Here is a 15,717-nt window from a genome sequence, read left to right on the forward strand (position 1 = left end):
AAGTCGCGCCGGCACAGGCGGGGAGGGAATGTGGTTTGAGACAACTCCGCTTTGACAAGCTCGGAGCGATCATCGCGGCCTTGGCGCTTGGCGGCGCCTTCATCGCGCCTTTTGCAACGTTTCGTGCCAATCGCATCGTCGCCGGCGAGGCAAAGACGATCGTCGAGGCCTTGCCGCAGCCCTGGAGCGCGGCAGTGCTGCTGGTGATCTTTGCCGGCGTGCTCGTGGCGGCCATGCGCTCGACGGCCACTCTGCGCCTTGTCGCAGCTTTCGCAGCGCTGGCCGGGCTGGCGCTCGGCATCGGCGTCGCGGCCGGCCACCTGACGCCTGAGGGCAACACCTATGCTCGCGTGTCGCCTGCTTCCGGTTTCTGGGTCATGCTCTTTGCTTTCGGGCTGCTGGCAGCCGATGCACTGACGCGATTGCGCCCGGCCCCCATCGTGCGCATCGTGGTGCTCGTCGCCGTGCTCGCCTTTGTCGGGATGCTTTTGCTTTCCGGTACCTGGGATAGTCTCTCGATCCTTAGGGAATATGCGAGCCGGGTGGACACCTTCTGGGCGGAAGCCCGCAAGCATGTGACCTTGGCGCTCGGCTCGCTTGTGACCGCGACCATCGTCGGCATTCCGCTCGGTATACTGTGTCACCGCGTCGCCCGATTGCGCGATGGTTTGCTGGGCGTTCTGAACGCGATCCAGACGATACCGTCGATCGCGCTGTTCGGCATTCTCATTGCACCGCTTGGCTGGATCGCCGCGAACGTTCCGGGCGCTGCCACGATCGGCATCCGTGGCATCGGTGTCGCACCCGCCTTTGTCGCGCTGTTCCTCTATTCGCTGCTGCCGGTGGTTGCCAATACCGTCGTCGGTCTGGCCGGCGTTCCGAGGGATGCGAATGACGCAGCCCGCGGCATCGGCATGACCGATTGGCAACGGCTGGTCGGCATCGAATTTCCACTGGCCTTTCCGGTGATCCTCACCGGCATCCGCATCGTGCTCGTGCAGAACATCGGCCTGGCGACCATCGCTGCCCTCATCGGCGGCGGCGGCTTCGGCGTCTTCGTCTTTCAGGGCGTTGGCCAGACCGCGATGGATCTCGTGCTGCTCGGCGCCGTCCCGACCGTGGTGCTCGCCTTTGCGGCGGCGATCGTGCTCGACGCGATGATCGAAATGGCCACACCCAACACCAGGCAGGCAGAGGCCGCATGATCGAAATCGAAAACATCACCAAGCGCTATGGCGAGACGGCGGTCGTCGACGACGTCAGCCTGACGATCGCACCGCGTACCGTCACCGTCATCGTCGGTACCTCCGGCTCTGGCAAGACGACGCTATTGCGGATGGTCAATCGGCTGGTGGAGCCGACTTCGGGGACGATCCGCCTCGACGGTGAGGACAACCGTGCGCTGCCAGGCTATGAACTGCGCCGCCGCATCGGATATGCGATCCAGGGCCACGGCCTGTTTCCGCACCGTACCGTCGCGCAGAACATCGCCACGGTACCGACGCTGCTCGGTTGGGAGCGCGCGCGTATCGACGCCAAGGTGGACGAACTTCTCCAACTGTTCCAGCTCGATCCGGCCGCCTTCGGTCCACGCTTTCCGCATGAGCTTTCCGGCGGTCAGCAACAGCGTGTCGGCGTCGCCCGGGCGTTGGCTGCCGAACCGAAAGTCCTGCTGATGGACGAGCCCTTCGGCGCACTCGACCCGATCATTCGCGCCAAGGCTCAGGATGATCTGCTCGCCATTCAGAAGCACTTCGAGACGACGGTCATTCTCGTCACCCATGACATGGAGGAGGCCTTCCAGCTCGCGGACCGCATTGCCGTCATGAACAAAGGCAAGGTGGTGCAATATGCGACGCCCGCCGAAATGCTGATCAAGCCCGCGACCCCGTTCGTCGAGAGCCTGATCGGGGTCAGCGAACGGCCTTATCGGTTGCTCGCGATCGAGCCGGTCTTGAGCGCCGTCGAACCAGGGTCAGCAGACGGCACAGCCATATCGAGCACGCTCAGCCAAAGGGAGGCGCTTGCCGAACTGCTTTGGTCCGGGCGGAGCGCGCTGCCGGTGGCTGATGCCGCGGGGGCTATCATCGGCAAGGTCAGTCTCGAAGGGCTGGCGAAACGGGCAGCCGGGCCAGTCTGATGCCGAAACTATCGACGCTTTTTCGCTTGGGAGTGTTCCTGGTTTTGCTCGCCTTCCTGCTGCAGCCGCAATGGTTCGAACCGTTGCTGCGGCCCCTGGTTCAAGCGAATGCGCCGGTGATCTACAATCAGGGCAGCCTGTTGCAGCTTACTCTATTGCACCTGCGCACCGTCGCCATCGCAGTGTCTGCTGCGGCATTGGTTGCGCTTGCTTTGGCAATATTGGTGACGCGCGAATCCGGGGCCGAATTCCTGCCGCTGTCGCGCAGCCTGGTCAACATCGGCCAAACCTTTCCGCCGGTGGCCGTTCTGGCGCTCGCCGTTCCCATCTTCGGTTTCGGTGAGAAGCCGACATTGATCGCGCTTTTTCTCTATGGCCTGCTGCCGATCTTCGAGAACGCGCTGACGGGGCTGACGACATTGCCGCCATCTGTCATGGAGGCGGCGCGCGGTGCCGGCATGACAGGCGGTCAGCGGCTCCTGAAGGTGGAGTTGCCGCTGGCGATGCCGGTTATCCTTGCAGGCATCCGACTTTCGGTGGTCGTCAGCCTGGCAACGGCCACGATCGGATCAACGGTCGCGGCGAAAACCCTCGGCGAAGTGATCATTGCCGGTCTGCAATCGAACAACCTGGCTTTCGTCGTTCAGGGTGGCCTGATCGTCGCGACGCTTGCGGTGCTGCTGCACGACGGATTGCAGGCGGCCGAAAGGAAACTCGCTACCCGAATGGGACGGTGAGGTGCCGTCGGAATGCGGGAAGCCCGGAAAGTGTTCACGGCCGTGCCAAATGCCGATGGCGGGTGATAGAGTGACCCATGCTCTACCGCGGCGCCAAAAGTCCTCTTGTCAGGGATATGGGCGGGTTCAAGGCCAGGCTCAACATGCCCGGTTGGCTGCTGCCACGGCCGCGTGATCACGGCTACGGCCCTCTGGCAATGGTTGTTGAGTCGATCCTGGAGCCGGGCAGGCTGATCGCCATGCACGAGCACCAGAACGATGAAATCCTTTCATGGGTGCCGGAGGGTGTCATGCGCCACGATGACCGCGCTACCGGGAGACTGGTCACGGACAGCGGGCACCTTATGGTGATGAACGCGGGAAAGAGCTTCTGGCATTCGGAGGAGACCCTGCCGAGCGATCCACCGTTGCGGATGCTCCAGATCCTTGTGCGCCCTCACGGTTTAGATCTCCCACCGGCCATCCAGCACGGCCCCATTGCAGTGGCACCTGTCAATCAATGGAGGCATCTTGTCGGGCCGGAAGGTGGCACAGCACCGTTTTTCGTGCGCAACAAAGTCGACTTTTTCGATCTCCGGCTCGAGGCTGAGACAAAGACTGCGTTTCCGCGGGCGAAGGGGCGACACCTTTACTTTTATCTCTTTTCGGGCTCGATAAAGGTAGGAGATATCGCCTTCGGTGAGGGGGATCAGGGGATATTCCTGTCGGACGACGCCCTGGAGCTATACGCCACTCGCAGCTCGCTGATCGTTGCGTTCCTGATCGAGCCGAGCGCGCGCGCCGCACGGCAGGGGACGGTTGGCGACCATCCCAAGATACCGCGACCTTATCTGGCTCGACCTTTACTGCGGCTGCTGCACTGGCGAAACCGGCTGGTCGGAAAGGGCTGAACTGATCAGAAGTCAACCACGCAACGTGCAGTGGTCTGGACCGCTTTCTTCCTGCCGTAGAGTTGCGGGATACGCACCCTTTTTAGTTGTCCATGAATTGCCTGCTTTCTCGGCATTTGCCTGTCGTATGAAAATGAATTTCACAATTTTACAAAATATGCGGATTTGAGTTGACTGCCTGAAAAAACTGTCCCAGTCTGCGAAAATAAATTACGCCAAAAGGCAGGGGAACAGGACGAGCATGAAAGTCGGCATCATCGGACTCGGATTCCGTTTGGGTTATCTGGGCTATGTCTTCAAAGCCATGGACGAGAACTTCGAGATCGCCGGCTACGTCGATCCGAACCCGGCTGGTCTGTCCACGCTCACCGAAAAAGGCATCTCGGCCGGCAAGGCTTACGCGACCCCCGAAGAGCTGATCGCCAACGAGAAGCTCGATCTCTTGATGATCGGCTCGCCGAACCACATGCACCTCGATCATATCCGGATTGGTCTCGAGGCCGGTCTCAAGGTGTTCAGCGAGAAGCCGATCGTCACGACGGTCCAGGAGAGCCTCGAACTCGCGGGGCTGATGGCGAAGTTCGGCCATGAGCGCCTGATGGTCGGTCTGGTGTTGCGTTACGCGCCCATGTATCGCGACCTGCGCGCAGCGCTTGCCGAAGGCACGCTCGGCCAGGTCGTCTCGATTGAGGCGTCCGAGCATATCGAACCCTATCACGGCGCCTTCTTCATGCGCGACTGGCGCCGCTACGAGCGCTATTCCGGCAGTTTCATGCTGGAAAAATGCTGCCATGACCTTGATCTTTACAATGGTGTCGTCGGCGCGCGGCCGGAACGGGTCGCGAGCTTCGGCGGCCGCAAGAGCTTCATTCCCGCCAACGATCCCGCACGCGAAGGTATCAACGACCTGGAACTCTTCCATCGCAAACCGAGCGGCTGGATGGGCTCCGACAAGGTCTTCGACAGCGACGGCGACATCATCGACTACCAGGTGGCGATCGTCGAATACGCTAACGGCGTCGGCATGAACTTCCACACCAATCTCAACGTGCCGGACCAATTCCGCCGCTTCTGCATCATGGGCTCGCGTGGCATGGCCGAGGGCGATTTCATCCGTGGCTATTTCGACGTTCACGAGATGCTGACCGGTAAGAAGGTCATCGAAAACAAATACGCCGCCACGGAACTGTCGCAGCACTACGGTGCCGACGAGCAGATGGCGACCGATATCATCGGCCACGTTCGTGACGGCCGGCCGCTGCCGGTCTCGACCCTCGATGCGCTTGAAGCGGGTATCCTGGCGCTTTCGATGGACGAGGCGCGACGCAGGAAGAGCGTCATAGATCTCCGGCTCATCTGGGACCGTTTCGACGAAGCACTGCATTCGCGCGCTGCGTAGGGGGAGGTGGGGATGAGTGTTCAACGCAGCACGGTCATCTTCGCCTGGATCCTGCTTCTTCCGGCTGTCCTCTACGTCACGGTGATCGTCGCCTATCCACTGGTCGACACCTTCATCCTGTCGTTCACGGACGCGTCGCTGAAGAAGACGACCAACTGGGTCGGCTGGGCCAACTACGATAAGATCTTCAACGAGACTTTCGCCGAAGTCATCTTCCGGACCTTCATCTGGACCTTCTTCTCGGTCTCGATCAAGATGATCATCGGCGTCTTCGGCGCGACGATGCTGAACGCCGCCGTGCCCGGCCGTGCGCTCTTCCGCCTGCTCACCATGCCGCCATGGATCGTGCCGATGGCGATCGGCATTTTCATGTGGGGCTGGATGTACAATGGGCAGTTCGGCATGATCTCGGGCGTGCTGCAGAACCTGGGGCTGTCCAACGGGCCCATCGCCTTCCTTGCCCACGGTTCCACCGCCTTCTGGGCGACGATCATCACCGACGTATGGATCGGCGTGCCGCTGGTGACGCTCTATATGCTGGCGGCGATGCAGGCGATCCCGCAGGATCTCTATGAAGCCGCCTGGACGGACGGAGCAGGGCGCCTCTATCGCTTCCGCCGCATCACGCTGCCGCTTTTGGTTCCGTCGCTGATCACGATGTCGATGCTGTCGCTGATCGCGACCTTCAATTCCTTCGACATCATCTGGATCCTCACCCAGGGTGGTCCCAACGGTGAGACCACCACGATGATCATCGATACCTACCGTACCGCCATCGGGTCGAAGAAATACGGTGAAGGCGCCGCGCGCGCCGTGCTGATCTGCATCTTCCTGTCGATCTTCTGCTTCGCCTATTTCCGGGTCACCAGCCGTCTTGCCGCGGGGGAGCAGAAATGAGCCAGCCTGCCATGATCAACCGTTATCGCTGGTACGAGCTCCTTGGCATCTATGCCGGTATCTTCGTCTTCCTGTGCTTCATTCTGGCGCCCTTCGTCGAAGGGTTCCTGGTGTCGTTGAAGCCGCTCGGGCTGCTGTTCTCCTCGCCCTATCGCTTCTGGCCGCAAAACGGCTCGTTTGCCGCCTACTCGACCATGTGGGTCAGCGTGCCCGGTTTTGCCCGCTACATCTTCAACTCCTTCTTCATCTCCACCATCGTGACCGCCATCGTGCTGATACTGGTGATCCCCGCGGCCTATGCCTTTGCCCGCTTCAATTTTCGCGGCGCCGGGCTGCTGCTCGGTGCCTTCCTCGCTGTCAACATGTTTTCGGGCGCAGTGCTGCTCATCCCGCTGTTCCGTCTGATGCGCACCTTGGGCGTGCTCAACACCTATCTCGCGATGATCGTGCCGGGCGTTGCCTTCCTGATCCCCTCGGCGATCTGGCTCTTGCGCACCTACATGACGCGCATCCCGCGTGAACTGGACGAGGCCGCTTTCGTCGACGGCGCCAGCCACTTCTATACGCTGCGCCGGGTGATCCTGCCGATCGCCATGCCGGGTATCACCGTAGTGGCGATCACGACCTTCATCGGCGCCTATGCCCAACAGTTCATCTATGCCCTGACCTTCAACTCCAAGAGCGAGTACATGCCGCTGCCGGTCGGCCTCTTCGCCTATTTCGGTCGCCAGGAGGTGGTCTGGAACGAGCTCATGGCCGCGAGCTTCGTCGGCATCGCGCCGGCTGTCGTCGTGATCTTCCTCCTACAACGGTATCTCGTCAGCGGCCTGACCGCGGGCGCGGTGAAACAATAAGACTTAAGTCAACCACCAGAGAACGGGAGCATAAAACGTGTCTATTCATTTCAAGACAGGGGTACTTGCCCTGGCGCTGCTCGGGTCGACCGCGCTCGGCGCTGTCACCGCGAAGGCGGCCGACCAGGAGATCAGCTGGATCTACTGCGGCGACACCATGGACGCGGTACACGCGAAATACATCAAGCAGTGGGAAGAAAAGAATCCGGGCTGGAAAGTCACGCCTGAGGTCGTCGGCTGGGCCCAATGCCAGGACAAAGCCACGACGCTCGCCGCCGCCGGCACGCCCGTTGCCATGGCCTATGTCGGCTCGCGCACGCTGAAGGAATTCGCGCAGAACGAGCTCATCGTTCCCGTGCCGATGACGGAAGACGAGAAGAAGACCTACTACCCCAACATCGTCGACACCGTGACCTTCGACGACAACCAGTGGGGCGTTCCGATCGCATTCTCGACCAAGGCGCTTTACTGGAACAAGGACCTGTTCAAGCAGGCCGGTCTCGATCCGGAGAAGCCGCCGAAGACTTGGGCTGAAGAAATCGAGTTTGCCAAGGCGATCAAGGAGAAGACCGGCATCGCTGGCTACGGCCTTCCGGCCAAGACCTTCGACAACACGATGCACCAGTTCATGCACTGGGTGTACACCAACAACGGCAAGGTGATCGACGGCGACAAGGTCGTCATCGATAGCCCGCAGGTGCTGGCAGCACTTCAGGCTTACAAGGACATCACGCCCTATTCCGTTGAAGGCGCTACCGCCTACGAGCAGAACGAGGTCCGCGCCATCTTCCTCGATGGCAAGGTCGGCATGATCCAGGCGGGCTCAGGTGCTGCAACGCGCCTGAAGGAAACCAAGGTCAACTGGGGCGTCGCGCCGCTGCCGCTCGGTCCTGAGGCCAAGGGCGAGGGCACGCTGCTCATCACCGACAGCCTGGCGATCTTCAAGGGCTCGGGCGTCGAGGAGAAGGCGATCGAATTCGCCAAGTTCATCACCTCGCCCGGTCCGCAAGGGGAATATGAGCTTCAGGGTGGCGCCGGCCTGACGCCGCTGCGTCCGTCGCCGATGGTCGACGAGTTCGTCAAGAAGGATCCCTACTGGAAGCCGTTCATCGACGGCATCACCTATGGTGGTCCGGAACCGCTCTTTACCGACTACAAGGGCTTCCAGAACGTCATCATCGAGATGGTCCAGTCGGTCGTGACCGGCAAGGCCGAGCCGGCCGACGCCTTGAAGAAGGCGGCCGCGGACCTCGAAGAATACAAGTAAGGCCACCGGGGTCGCGCGCCGATGGGATCGGTTCGCGGCCCCACCTAACTCTGCTATAAATGAGCCGCTTCTCGCCGGTGGCCGGAGACAGTTTCTTGGGACAGCTCAATCTCAATCGGATTCAGAAATTCTACGGGACTTTCGAGGTGCTGAAAGGCATCGATCTCGAAGTCAGGAACGGTGAGTTCGTCGTTTTCGTCGGACCCTCCGGTTGCGGCAAGTCGACCTTGCTCAGGATGATAGCCGGTCTCGATGAGGCCAGCTCGGGGGACATCCTGATCGAGGGCAAACGCGTCAACGACCTGCCGCCGGTCAAGCGTGGTATCGCCATGGTCTTCCAGTCCTACGCGCTCTATCCGCACATGACCGTCTTCGAGAACATCGCCTTTCCGCTTCGCGTGGAAAAAATGGCCGAGGAGAAGTTGAAGGCGAAGGTGGAGCATGCAGCACGCATCCTGCACCTTGATCAGCGCCTGCAGCAGAAGCCCGGGATGCTTTCCGGAGGCCAGCGTCAGCGTGTCGCGATCGGGCGGGCGATCGTGCGCGAGCCGAAGATCTTCCTCTTCGACGAGCCGCTTTCGAACCTCGACGCGGCGCTTCGGGCGGACATGCGCATCGAACTGGCGAAACTGCACCGGCAATTGCAGGCAACGATGATCTACGTCACGCACGACCAGGTCGAGGCGATGACGATGGCGGACCGGATCGTCGTCCTCAATGCCGGGCAGATCGCCCAGACGGGCGCCCCGCTCGAGCTCTATCATAAGCCAGCCAATACCTTCGTTGCCGGCTTCATCGGCAATCCGAAGATGAACTTCCTGCCGGTCACCTGCAAAGGTGTCAGCGACGCCGGCGTCGAGGTCGACTACAAGGGGCAGACGGTGGTCATTCCCGTCAACCCGCAGAGCGGCCTTGCCGGGCGGACACTGACGCTTGGTGTTCGGCCGGAGCATATCACGCTGGGAACCGGAGACCTGACCCTCAAGGTCACGCCAACGGTCATCGAACGCCTCGGCGCCCATACGGTCGCCTATGCGGCGATCGGCGGCGAGGGCGAAAACTTCTGCGCCATGTTGCCGGGAACGGCCGCGATCCGGCCGGAGGAGACGATCCAGACCGGTATCAAGGTTGCGGATTGCCACCTGTTCGACGAGGCGGGCCTTGCGCTCGAACGTCGCGTCGAACTGACCGACATCGACTTGGGCGTGCTCGATCCGGCAGCTGCCTGATCATTCAGGACCAAGGAAGAAAGACCGCTGTCTTGCGAAAGACAGCGGTCTTTTTTGTCTTCGCACTAAGCCCGTCGTACCGGTGTCGGCGAGACGCGATGGCCGCACTCTAGGCGCGGTTCAGGCCGTTCCCTTCTGCGTGCGGATCGGCGACCTTCGGCCAGATGTTCGTCGGTGCCCGCTTGTACTCGGTCTTCGCAGGGTTGTTCGGATAGGGCGTGCCGGCCGAGCAATAGAGGATCTCAGACGCGATCTTCGAGAACGAGGCGTAGAAGTGATTGGTCGACTTGATGACCAGGATTTTCTTGGCCTTCGGGTCGATGCCCATCACCGAGAAGAGGCTTGGATCGAAGCTCTGCGCGCGCGTCGAATTGAGGATGATGTCGATGCCGTTGAAGACGATATGGGCGGCATCGCCGAACGGGGCAAAACTCTCACCGAAGCGCATCTCGGCGTCGCGCACCAGCTTGACCACCTTGACCGTGCCATCGATCGGATGACCGGTTCCGGGAGCCGACTTGGCGCCGAAGCGCAGCGGGATCTCGGCGCCTTCGCCGGCGGCCATGCAGATCTGCACTGCCATCGGATCCCAGATCGTCCCGACCGCAACGTCGGTTGCGTCGCGCGCCAGAAGCTCTTCGAGAAGCACCGTTGCGTCGCCGGCGGTGCCGCCGCCTGGATTGTCCCAGACATCGGCAATCACGACAGGCCCCTTCGATGCAGCGAGTGCCTCAGAAACGGCCTGCTTCTCGTCGATCTGCGGCATGATGAAGGTTCCGCGGTGGGAAAAGAGTTCGAGACCCAGTTCCCGCGCGAGGTTTGCGCCCTTCTCCCTTTTGCCGTTGGTGACGGCAAGCAACTTGGTGCCCATTTCCGGAACGTCGCCCGCCATGAAGCCGTGGATCACGGAGAGCGAAAGAACATCCGCGTCTTCTCTTTCAATCCGCATCAGCTTGTCGACGAAGGAGCGCATCGGATCGCGTGAGGTCGGGTATACGTCGATCATCCGGCAGTCGAAGATCGACATGAGGGGCGTGACACGCCCTTCGAGTGTGTCGACGACGATGCGCCAGAGATCTTCGGCACGGTCGACGAAGTCGGTGTGCGGAAACTCCTTGAAGTAGACGAAGAAGTTCGAGGCGGCTGCGCGCTTGGCCGTCAGGTGGCTATGGGGGTCGAGTTCGGCGCAGACGAGGATGTCGGGGCCAACGATCTCCCGGACGCGCGTTAGCAGGTCACCCTCGGGATCTTCGTAGCCGTCCGCGACCATGGCGCCATGCAGGCCGAGCACTACGGCGTCGATGGGCATGGCAGCGCGTAGCTGGTCGAGAATTTCGTCACGCAGGCCTTCGTATGTCTCCCGGTTGACGAGGCCAGCCGGGTCCGCCCAGGTCGCGGTGCCCTCGATCAGTTGCCAGCCCTTCTCCGCGGCGACGCGGCGGCCGACCGTGATCGGCGCGGTGCAGAGCGTCGGTGTTTCCGGGTGTTCTCCCGGCGGCGCGTAGAGCGAGGCTTCAAAGGCCCGGCGGTCGATGCAGATCGGGGAGAAGGTGTTGGTTTCGGTCGCAAGCGCCGCTGTGAAGATCCGCAATGCCATTGCCTTTTCTATCGCGTCTTTCAGGCCGGCCCCATCGGGTTCGGCAGGTAGCCGGTGAAGCCGGCAATCTTCCAGCGTCCCTCGTGCAGGCGGCAATAATAGACGGTCTGCCATTTCAGGATGTCGACGCTGCCGTCCGACTTCTTGAGGCTGCCATCGAATTTCTTGCGCGCCAGCGCCTGGTCGCCGTTGATCTCGATGTCTTCGAGAGTCGTCGTCGTGAAGATCGCATTGCGCGGATCTTCGGCGAAGCTCTGCGTCGCAAAGTCGTTAGCCTGGCGCAGCCACTCTTCGCGATAGGCCGCAAGCGACGGGAAGGTCAGCCGCCAATTGTCGGGATTGGTTTCGCGGCGGCCGTCGATGCCGATGAAGCCGTTCTCGACGAAATCACCTGCGACCATCGACCAGTCTGCGGCCAGGAAGGCGGTAATGTCGCGCGAGACGAGCATCTCCCAGATCGAGTGGCGTGCCGTGTCGGAGGAGGGGAATGGATTGAGGAAAGGATCCCGCATATTCGCGCCCTGGATTGAAATTCTTTTCATGAATGGTGTTTTTCGCTAGTCAAATTCAGCTTTCTATGGTCACTTGTCAACGATCAAAGAAAATAATTTGCACGAAGGCTGACATGACCATCAAGAGATATGGTGCGGAACAGGTTGGTGCTGGCGGTAAGCCCTTGCCGTTCGCACGCGCGGTCGAAGCGGACGGTTGGCTTTATGTTTCCGGCCAGGTTGCCATGGAAAACGGCGAGATCATCGAGGGTGGGATTATCCCGCAAACCCACAAGACGATTGCCAACGTGCTGGCCATCCTGACCGAAGCCGGCTACGGTCCGCAGCATGTGGTTCGTTGTGGTGTCTGGCTCGACGATCCGCGTGATTTCTGGACATTCAACAAGATCTACCAAGAGTATTTCGGTGCTCATCCGCCGGCGCGGGCCTGCGTCCAGTCGTCGATGATGGTCGATTGCAAGGTCGAGATCGACTGCGTCGCCTATAAGCCGAAGGAGGGCTGATCTTAGAGCGGGATGAGGAAAAGTGTATGCGGTTTTCCGCCCGCATCCCGCTCCCATTCATGATCTGAAGCAAGGCGCAAGCAGGCGATGGACATCTTCGCGACACTACAGGAAGAAAAAGGGCGGCTCTCCCAATCGGAAAACCGCATTGCCGACATTCTCCTGAATGATTTCGAGTTTGCGGTGAACGCCTCCATCATCGAATTGGCGAGCAAGGCGGACGTGTCGCCGCCCACCGTCACCCGCTTCTGTCGAAGGCTCGGCTGCGACAGCTTCTCCGATTTCAAGGTGCAGCTTGCCCGCACCGCCTATATCGGCATGCGCTACCTGAAGCCGGAGCCGAAGAGCCGCGAGACCGGTGACGTCGCCCAGGACATCATCACCAAGTCGCAGAACGCGTTGTTTCTGTTGCATCGCTCGCTTGACCTGGCGGCGATCGAGCAGGCGGTCGAGCGGATCGCCGCAGCGGAAATGATCTACGCCTTCGGTTCCGGTGGTAATTCCTCGATGATTGCCGGCGAGTTGCAGAACCGGCTGTTCCGCTATGGTCTTCGCATCACCTCCAGCTCCGATCACAGCATGCAGCTGATGATGACGGCGGCGGCGCGGCCGACCGACGTGCTCATCGGCTCGTCCTTCTCCGGCCGCAACGCCGAGCTCGTGCGCGCTTTTACGCTCGCCCGCGAACTGAAGGTGCCGACCATCGCGCTGACACAGAGCGGCAGTCCGGTGGCGGCCGCCGCCAGCATCACCGTGCCGGTCGATCTGCCCGAGGGCAACAACATCTACCGCCCCACATCCACCCGCATCGCCTATCTGGCGCTGCTCGATATCCTCTCCAGCCTCGTCGCCTACCGGGTGCAACCCCAGGCGACGACCACACTTCGGCGCATCAAGCAGCAGCTGGTCACGCACCGCGACGGTGACGATCGCCAGCTTCTCGGAGACTGACGTGCCGCGAAAGGTCAGCGTATGACGCAATCCCTCGCGATCGTAACCGGTGCAGCCGGCGATATCGGCCGCGCTATCGCGCGCAAGCTTTCCGACGATCACGATGTGATCCTGCTCGTCGACATCGATGCGGACGCCGCTGAACGGGCGGCGCGCATGCTCGGTGATGACAACCGCTTCGTGGCCGTTGCCTGCGACGTGACCGACGCGACAAGCGTTGCGGCGATGGCCGCGACGGCAAAGGAAAGGGGAGCGGTGCGCACGCTCGTCAACAATGCCGGCGCGGCCCGTGCCGTCAGCCTGCACGATACGACACCGGAGATCTGGCGCATGGACAATGCGCTGAATCTGGAAGCGGCCTTCCTGTGCTTCCGCGCCGTCGAGGATATGCTGAAAGAGACCCGCGGATCGGTGATCAATATTGCCTCGGTCAACGGCATGAACGTCTTCGGCCACCCGGCCTATAGCGCGGCAAAAGCGGGCCTCCTGCATCTGACGCGGCTCATCGCAGTGGAATACGGCAAGTTCGGCATTCGCTCGAATGCCGTTGCTCCCGGCACAGTGCGCACCCAGGCCTGGGAGGCGAGGGCGGCGTCAAACCCGGATGTCTTCGAGGAGGCACGTCGCTGGTATCCGCTGCAGCGGATCGTCAACCCTGATGATGTCGCCAATGCGGTGCATTTCCTGGCGGGACCGCTCGCTGCGGCCATTTCGGGCGTCTGCCTGCCTGTCGATTGCGGGCTCACTGCCGGCCAGGCGGAACTGGCCCGCACGTTTTCACAATCAAGCCACTACTGACACTGCATTTGGAGGAAGAGCATGCAGCCGGTTTCCTATCGTCTCGAGGCGTCTTGGCAGCCGGATGGCGGGCCCTTTGGTCGGTTCACCTTCACGCTGTTCAATTTCTCCGGCTCGCCGCTGTCCGGTTTCAGGATCGTCTATACGTCGCTGACGCGGGTCATTGATCCCAAGGCCTGCGAGAATGCGGTGTTCCTGCGTCGCAACGCCAATTTTCATGAGTTTGCGCCGCCCGAGGGTTTGACGATCGACAACGGAGGAAGCTGGACCTTCACCGTCAGCGGCCTGCATCGCAATGCACGCCATTGCACCGACGGAGCCAAGTCCGCCTATCTGACGCTTGCCGATGGCCGCCACGTCCCGGTCGCCGTCTCGGATTTGCTTCTTGAGAACGCCGTCAGCGAGCCGCCGCCGGTGCGGCTGCCGGAAGGTGAACTCGACCAGCCCTATGCGCTGCAGCCTTGGCCGGCGAAGCTCGAGCTTCGGGCTGGAACAGGTTTTCCGGTCGTTCTCTATCCGGCCGCTGGGGCCGGGCAAGACGAGATTGCGGCGGTTGCTACCGTGCTGTCGATGTTCCATCGATTGTTCCCTGCGGCGCATGCGCCCTTCAGCCTTGCGACGTCGAAGCAGGGGCGGCCGGTCGTCTTCACGGCGGATGCCGGGTTGGCGGCAGAAGCCTATCGCCTTGAATTCTCCGAAACCGAAATTCGCCTGGGCTACGGCGGCAGCGCCGGCCGGCAATATGGCTTGACCAGCCTTGCCCAGCTTCTGGACGGAGCGCGCAATCATCCCGGCAAATTCCGCTTCCCGACGAGCGGTACAATCTCGGACAAGCCTCGCTACGGCTGGCGCGGCTGCCATCTCGATGTATCCCGCCAGTTTTATCCGGCCACCGATGTGGCGCGGCTGATCGATATCCTCGCCTGGTTCAAGCTCAACATCTTCCACTGGCACCTGACGGACGACGAGGCATGGCGCCTGGAGATCAAGGCGTTTCCGGAGCTGACGACGCTTGGTGTGCTGCGCGGCCCAGATGAGGCGCTGCTACCGCAGCTCGGCAATGGTGCAGAACCCGTCGGCGGCTTCTACAGCCAGGCTGACGTCAAGGCGATCGTCGCGCAGGCAAGCGCACTTCACATCGATGTCGTGCCGGAGATCGACATTCCAGGACACAGTGCGGCGACGCTCGTCGCTCTGCCGGATCTCTCCGATGGCCAGGAGGCGCCGGAGAGTTACCACTCGGTGCAAGGTTATCCGAACAATGCGCTCAACCCGGCCGTCGCCTTCACCTATGAGTTCCTCGAGAAAGTCTTCGATGAGATGGTCGGGCTCTTCCCGAGCAAGTACCTCCATATCGGCGGCGACGAAGTGGCGAACGGCTCGTGGCTCGCTTCTCCGCTTGCCAAGACGCTGATGGAGCAGGAGGGCATTTCCGGCACCTTCGCGCTGCAGTCCTATTTCCTGAAGCGGGTGAAACAGATGCTGACGGCGCGTGGCCGCAAGCTCGCCGGTTGGAACGAGGTGGCGCATGGCGGCGGTGTCTCGACCGAAGATACGCTGCTGATGGCCTGGGAGCGGCCGGAGGTCGGCATCGAACTGGCACGCGAAGGTTATGACGTGGTGATGACTCCCGGACAGGCCTATTATCTCGACATGGCGCAGGCCGATGCGTGGCAGGAACCGGGCGCCAGCTGGGCCGGGACCGCGACGCCGGCGCATACCTATGGCTATGAGGCCGAGGGTGAGTTCCCCGAGGATCTGAAGCCGCGCCTTAAGGGCGTCCAGGCCTGCATCTGGTCTGAGCATTACCTCTCCCGTAGCTATTTCAACCGCCTTGTCTTCCCGCGGCTTCCGGCGATTGCCGAGGCGGCCTGGACACCGAAGGCGGCGAAGGACTGGCTGCGCTTCGCGGCCATCGCTCCGCTCAGCCCCAATCTCTAAGA

Annotated in this window: 15 protein-coding genes; 13 read left to right on the forward strand and 2 right to left on the reverse strand. The window is 61.6% G+C overall.

The window, feature by feature from the left end; all coding sequences use genetic code 11:
* The first annotated feature begins 35 nt into the window (after window positions 1-35).
* The 9 genes from ACTJKE_RS07400 to ACTJKE_RS07440 all read left to right on the forward strand — a co-directional run bounded on the left by ACTJKE_RS07400 (window position 36) and on the right by ACTJKE_RS07440 (window position 9,413).
* Entirely contained in the window at window positions 36-1,205 is a 1,170-nt protein-coding gene (locus ACTJKE_RS07400; RefSeq protein WP_440691587.1) for an ABC transporter permease, read from the forward strand.
* Window positions 1,202-2,140: an ABC transporter ATP-binding protein gene (locus ACTJKE_RS07405; protein ID WP_440691589.1), complete on the forward strand. Its 939-nt coding sequence runs from the start codon at window positions 1,202-1,204 to the stop codon at window positions 2,138-2,140. The genes ACTJKE_RS07400 and ACTJKE_RS07405 overlap by 4 nt, the downstream gene beginning before the upstream one ends.
* Entirely contained in the window at window positions 2,140-2,877 is a 738-nt protein-coding gene (locus tag ACTJKE_RS07410; protein WP_058324997.1) for an ABC transporter permease, read from the forward strand. The genes ACTJKE_RS07405 and ACTJKE_RS07410 overlap by 1 nt, the downstream gene beginning before the upstream one ends.
* Window positions 2,878-2,954: 77 nt before the next feature.
* Entirely contained in the window at window positions 2,955-3,767 is an 813-nt protein-coding gene (locus ACTJKE_RS07415; RefSeq protein ID WP_058326353.1) for a pirin family protein, read from the forward strand.
* Window positions 3,768-4,008: 241 nt separating this feature from the next.
* Window positions 4,009-5,166, forward strand: coding sequence for a Gfo/Idh/MocA family protein (locus ACTJKE_RS07420; RefSeq protein ID WP_440691591.1), 1,158 nt, complete (start codon window positions 4,009-4,011; stop codon window positions 5,164-5,166).
* 12 nt (window positions 5,167-5,178) lie between these two features.
* Window positions 5,179-6,063, forward strand: coding sequence for a carbohydrate ABC transporter permease (locus tag ACTJKE_RS07425; protein ID WP_058324994.1), 885 nt, complete (start codon window positions 5,179-5,181; stop codon window positions 6,061-6,063).
* Window positions 6,060-6,917 carry a carbohydrate ABC transporter permease gene (locus tag ACTJKE_RS07430; RefSeq protein ID WP_058324993.1) on the forward strand — a complete coding sequence of 286 codons (858 nt, stop codon included), beginning with the start codon at window positions 6,060-6,062 and terminating at the stop codon, window positions 6,915-6,917. Before ACTJKE_RS07425 ends, ACTJKE_RS07430 begins: the two co-directional genes overlap by 4 nt.
* Window positions 6,918-6,954: 37 nt before the next feature.
* On the forward strand, window positions 6,955-8,184 hold the full coding sequence (locus tag ACTJKE_RS07435) for an ABC transporter substrate-binding protein (protein WP_058324992.1): 1,230 nt from the start codon (window positions 6,955-6,957) through the stop codon (window positions 8,182-8,184).
* A 95-nt stretch (window positions 8,185-8,279) separates the two neighbouring features.
* Entirely contained in the window at window positions 8,280-9,413 is a 1,134-nt protein-coding gene (locus ACTJKE_RS07440) for an ABC transporter ATP-binding protein (RefSeq protein WP_058326351.1), read from the forward strand.
* A 109-nt stretch (window positions 9,414-9,522) separates the two neighbouring features.
* Here the strand turns inward: ACTJKE_RS07440 and ACTJKE_RS07445 are convergent, their stop codons facing one another.
* Complete coding sequence (locus ACTJKE_RS07445; RefSeq protein WP_162764607.1) at window positions 9,523-11,004, reverse strand: M81 family metallopeptidase; 1,482 nt, start codon at window positions 11,002-11,004, stop codon at window positions 9,523-9,525.
* A gap of 26 nt (window positions 11,005-11,030) precedes the next feature.
* Window positions 11,031-11,522, reverse strand: a complete 492-nt coding sequence (locus ACTJKE_RS07450; protein ID WP_058325078.1) for a hypothetical protein — start codon at window positions 11,520-11,522, stop codon at window positions 11,031-11,033.
* A gap of 113 nt (window positions 11,523-11,635) precedes the next feature.
* On the opposite strand from ACTJKE_RS07450, the gene ACTJKE_RS07455 reads away from it, so the two are divergent.
* The 4 genes from ACTJKE_RS07455 (at window position 11,636) to ACTJKE_RS07470 (ending at window position 15,715) form a co-directional block, all read left to right on the forward strand.
* On the forward strand, window positions 11,636-12,025 hold the full coding sequence (locus ACTJKE_RS07455) for a RidA family protein (protein WP_058324990.1): 390 nt from the start codon (window positions 11,636-11,638) through the stop codon (window positions 12,023-12,025).
* A gap of 87 nt (window positions 12,026-12,112) precedes the next feature.
* Window positions 12,113-12,976 (forward strand): MurR/RpiR family transcriptional regulator, encoded by an 864-nt coding sequence (locus tag ACTJKE_RS07460; RefSeq protein ID WP_057249162.1) that lies wholly within the window; start codon window positions 12,113-12,115, stop codon window positions 12,974-12,976.
* A gap of 21 nt (window positions 12,977-12,997) precedes the next feature.
* Window positions 12,998-13,774: an SDR family oxidoreductase gene (locus tag ACTJKE_RS07465; RefSeq protein ID WP_058326350.1), complete on the forward strand. Its 777-nt coding sequence runs from the start codon at window positions 12,998-13,000 to the stop codon at window positions 13,772-13,774.
* 21 nt (window positions 13,775-13,795) lie between these two features.
* Window positions 13,796-15,715: a beta-N-acetylhexosaminidase gene (locus tag ACTJKE_RS07470; protein WP_058326349.1), complete on the forward strand. Its 1,920-nt coding sequence runs from the start codon at window positions 13,796-13,798 to the stop codon at window positions 15,713-15,715.
* Window positions 15,716-15,717 lie beyond the last annotated feature (2 nt).

The organism is Ensifer sp. 22521 (assembly GCF_052044795.1).
Taxonomy (GTDB): Bacteria; Pseudomonadota; Alphaproteobacteria; order Rhizobiales; family Rhizobiaceae; genus Ensifer.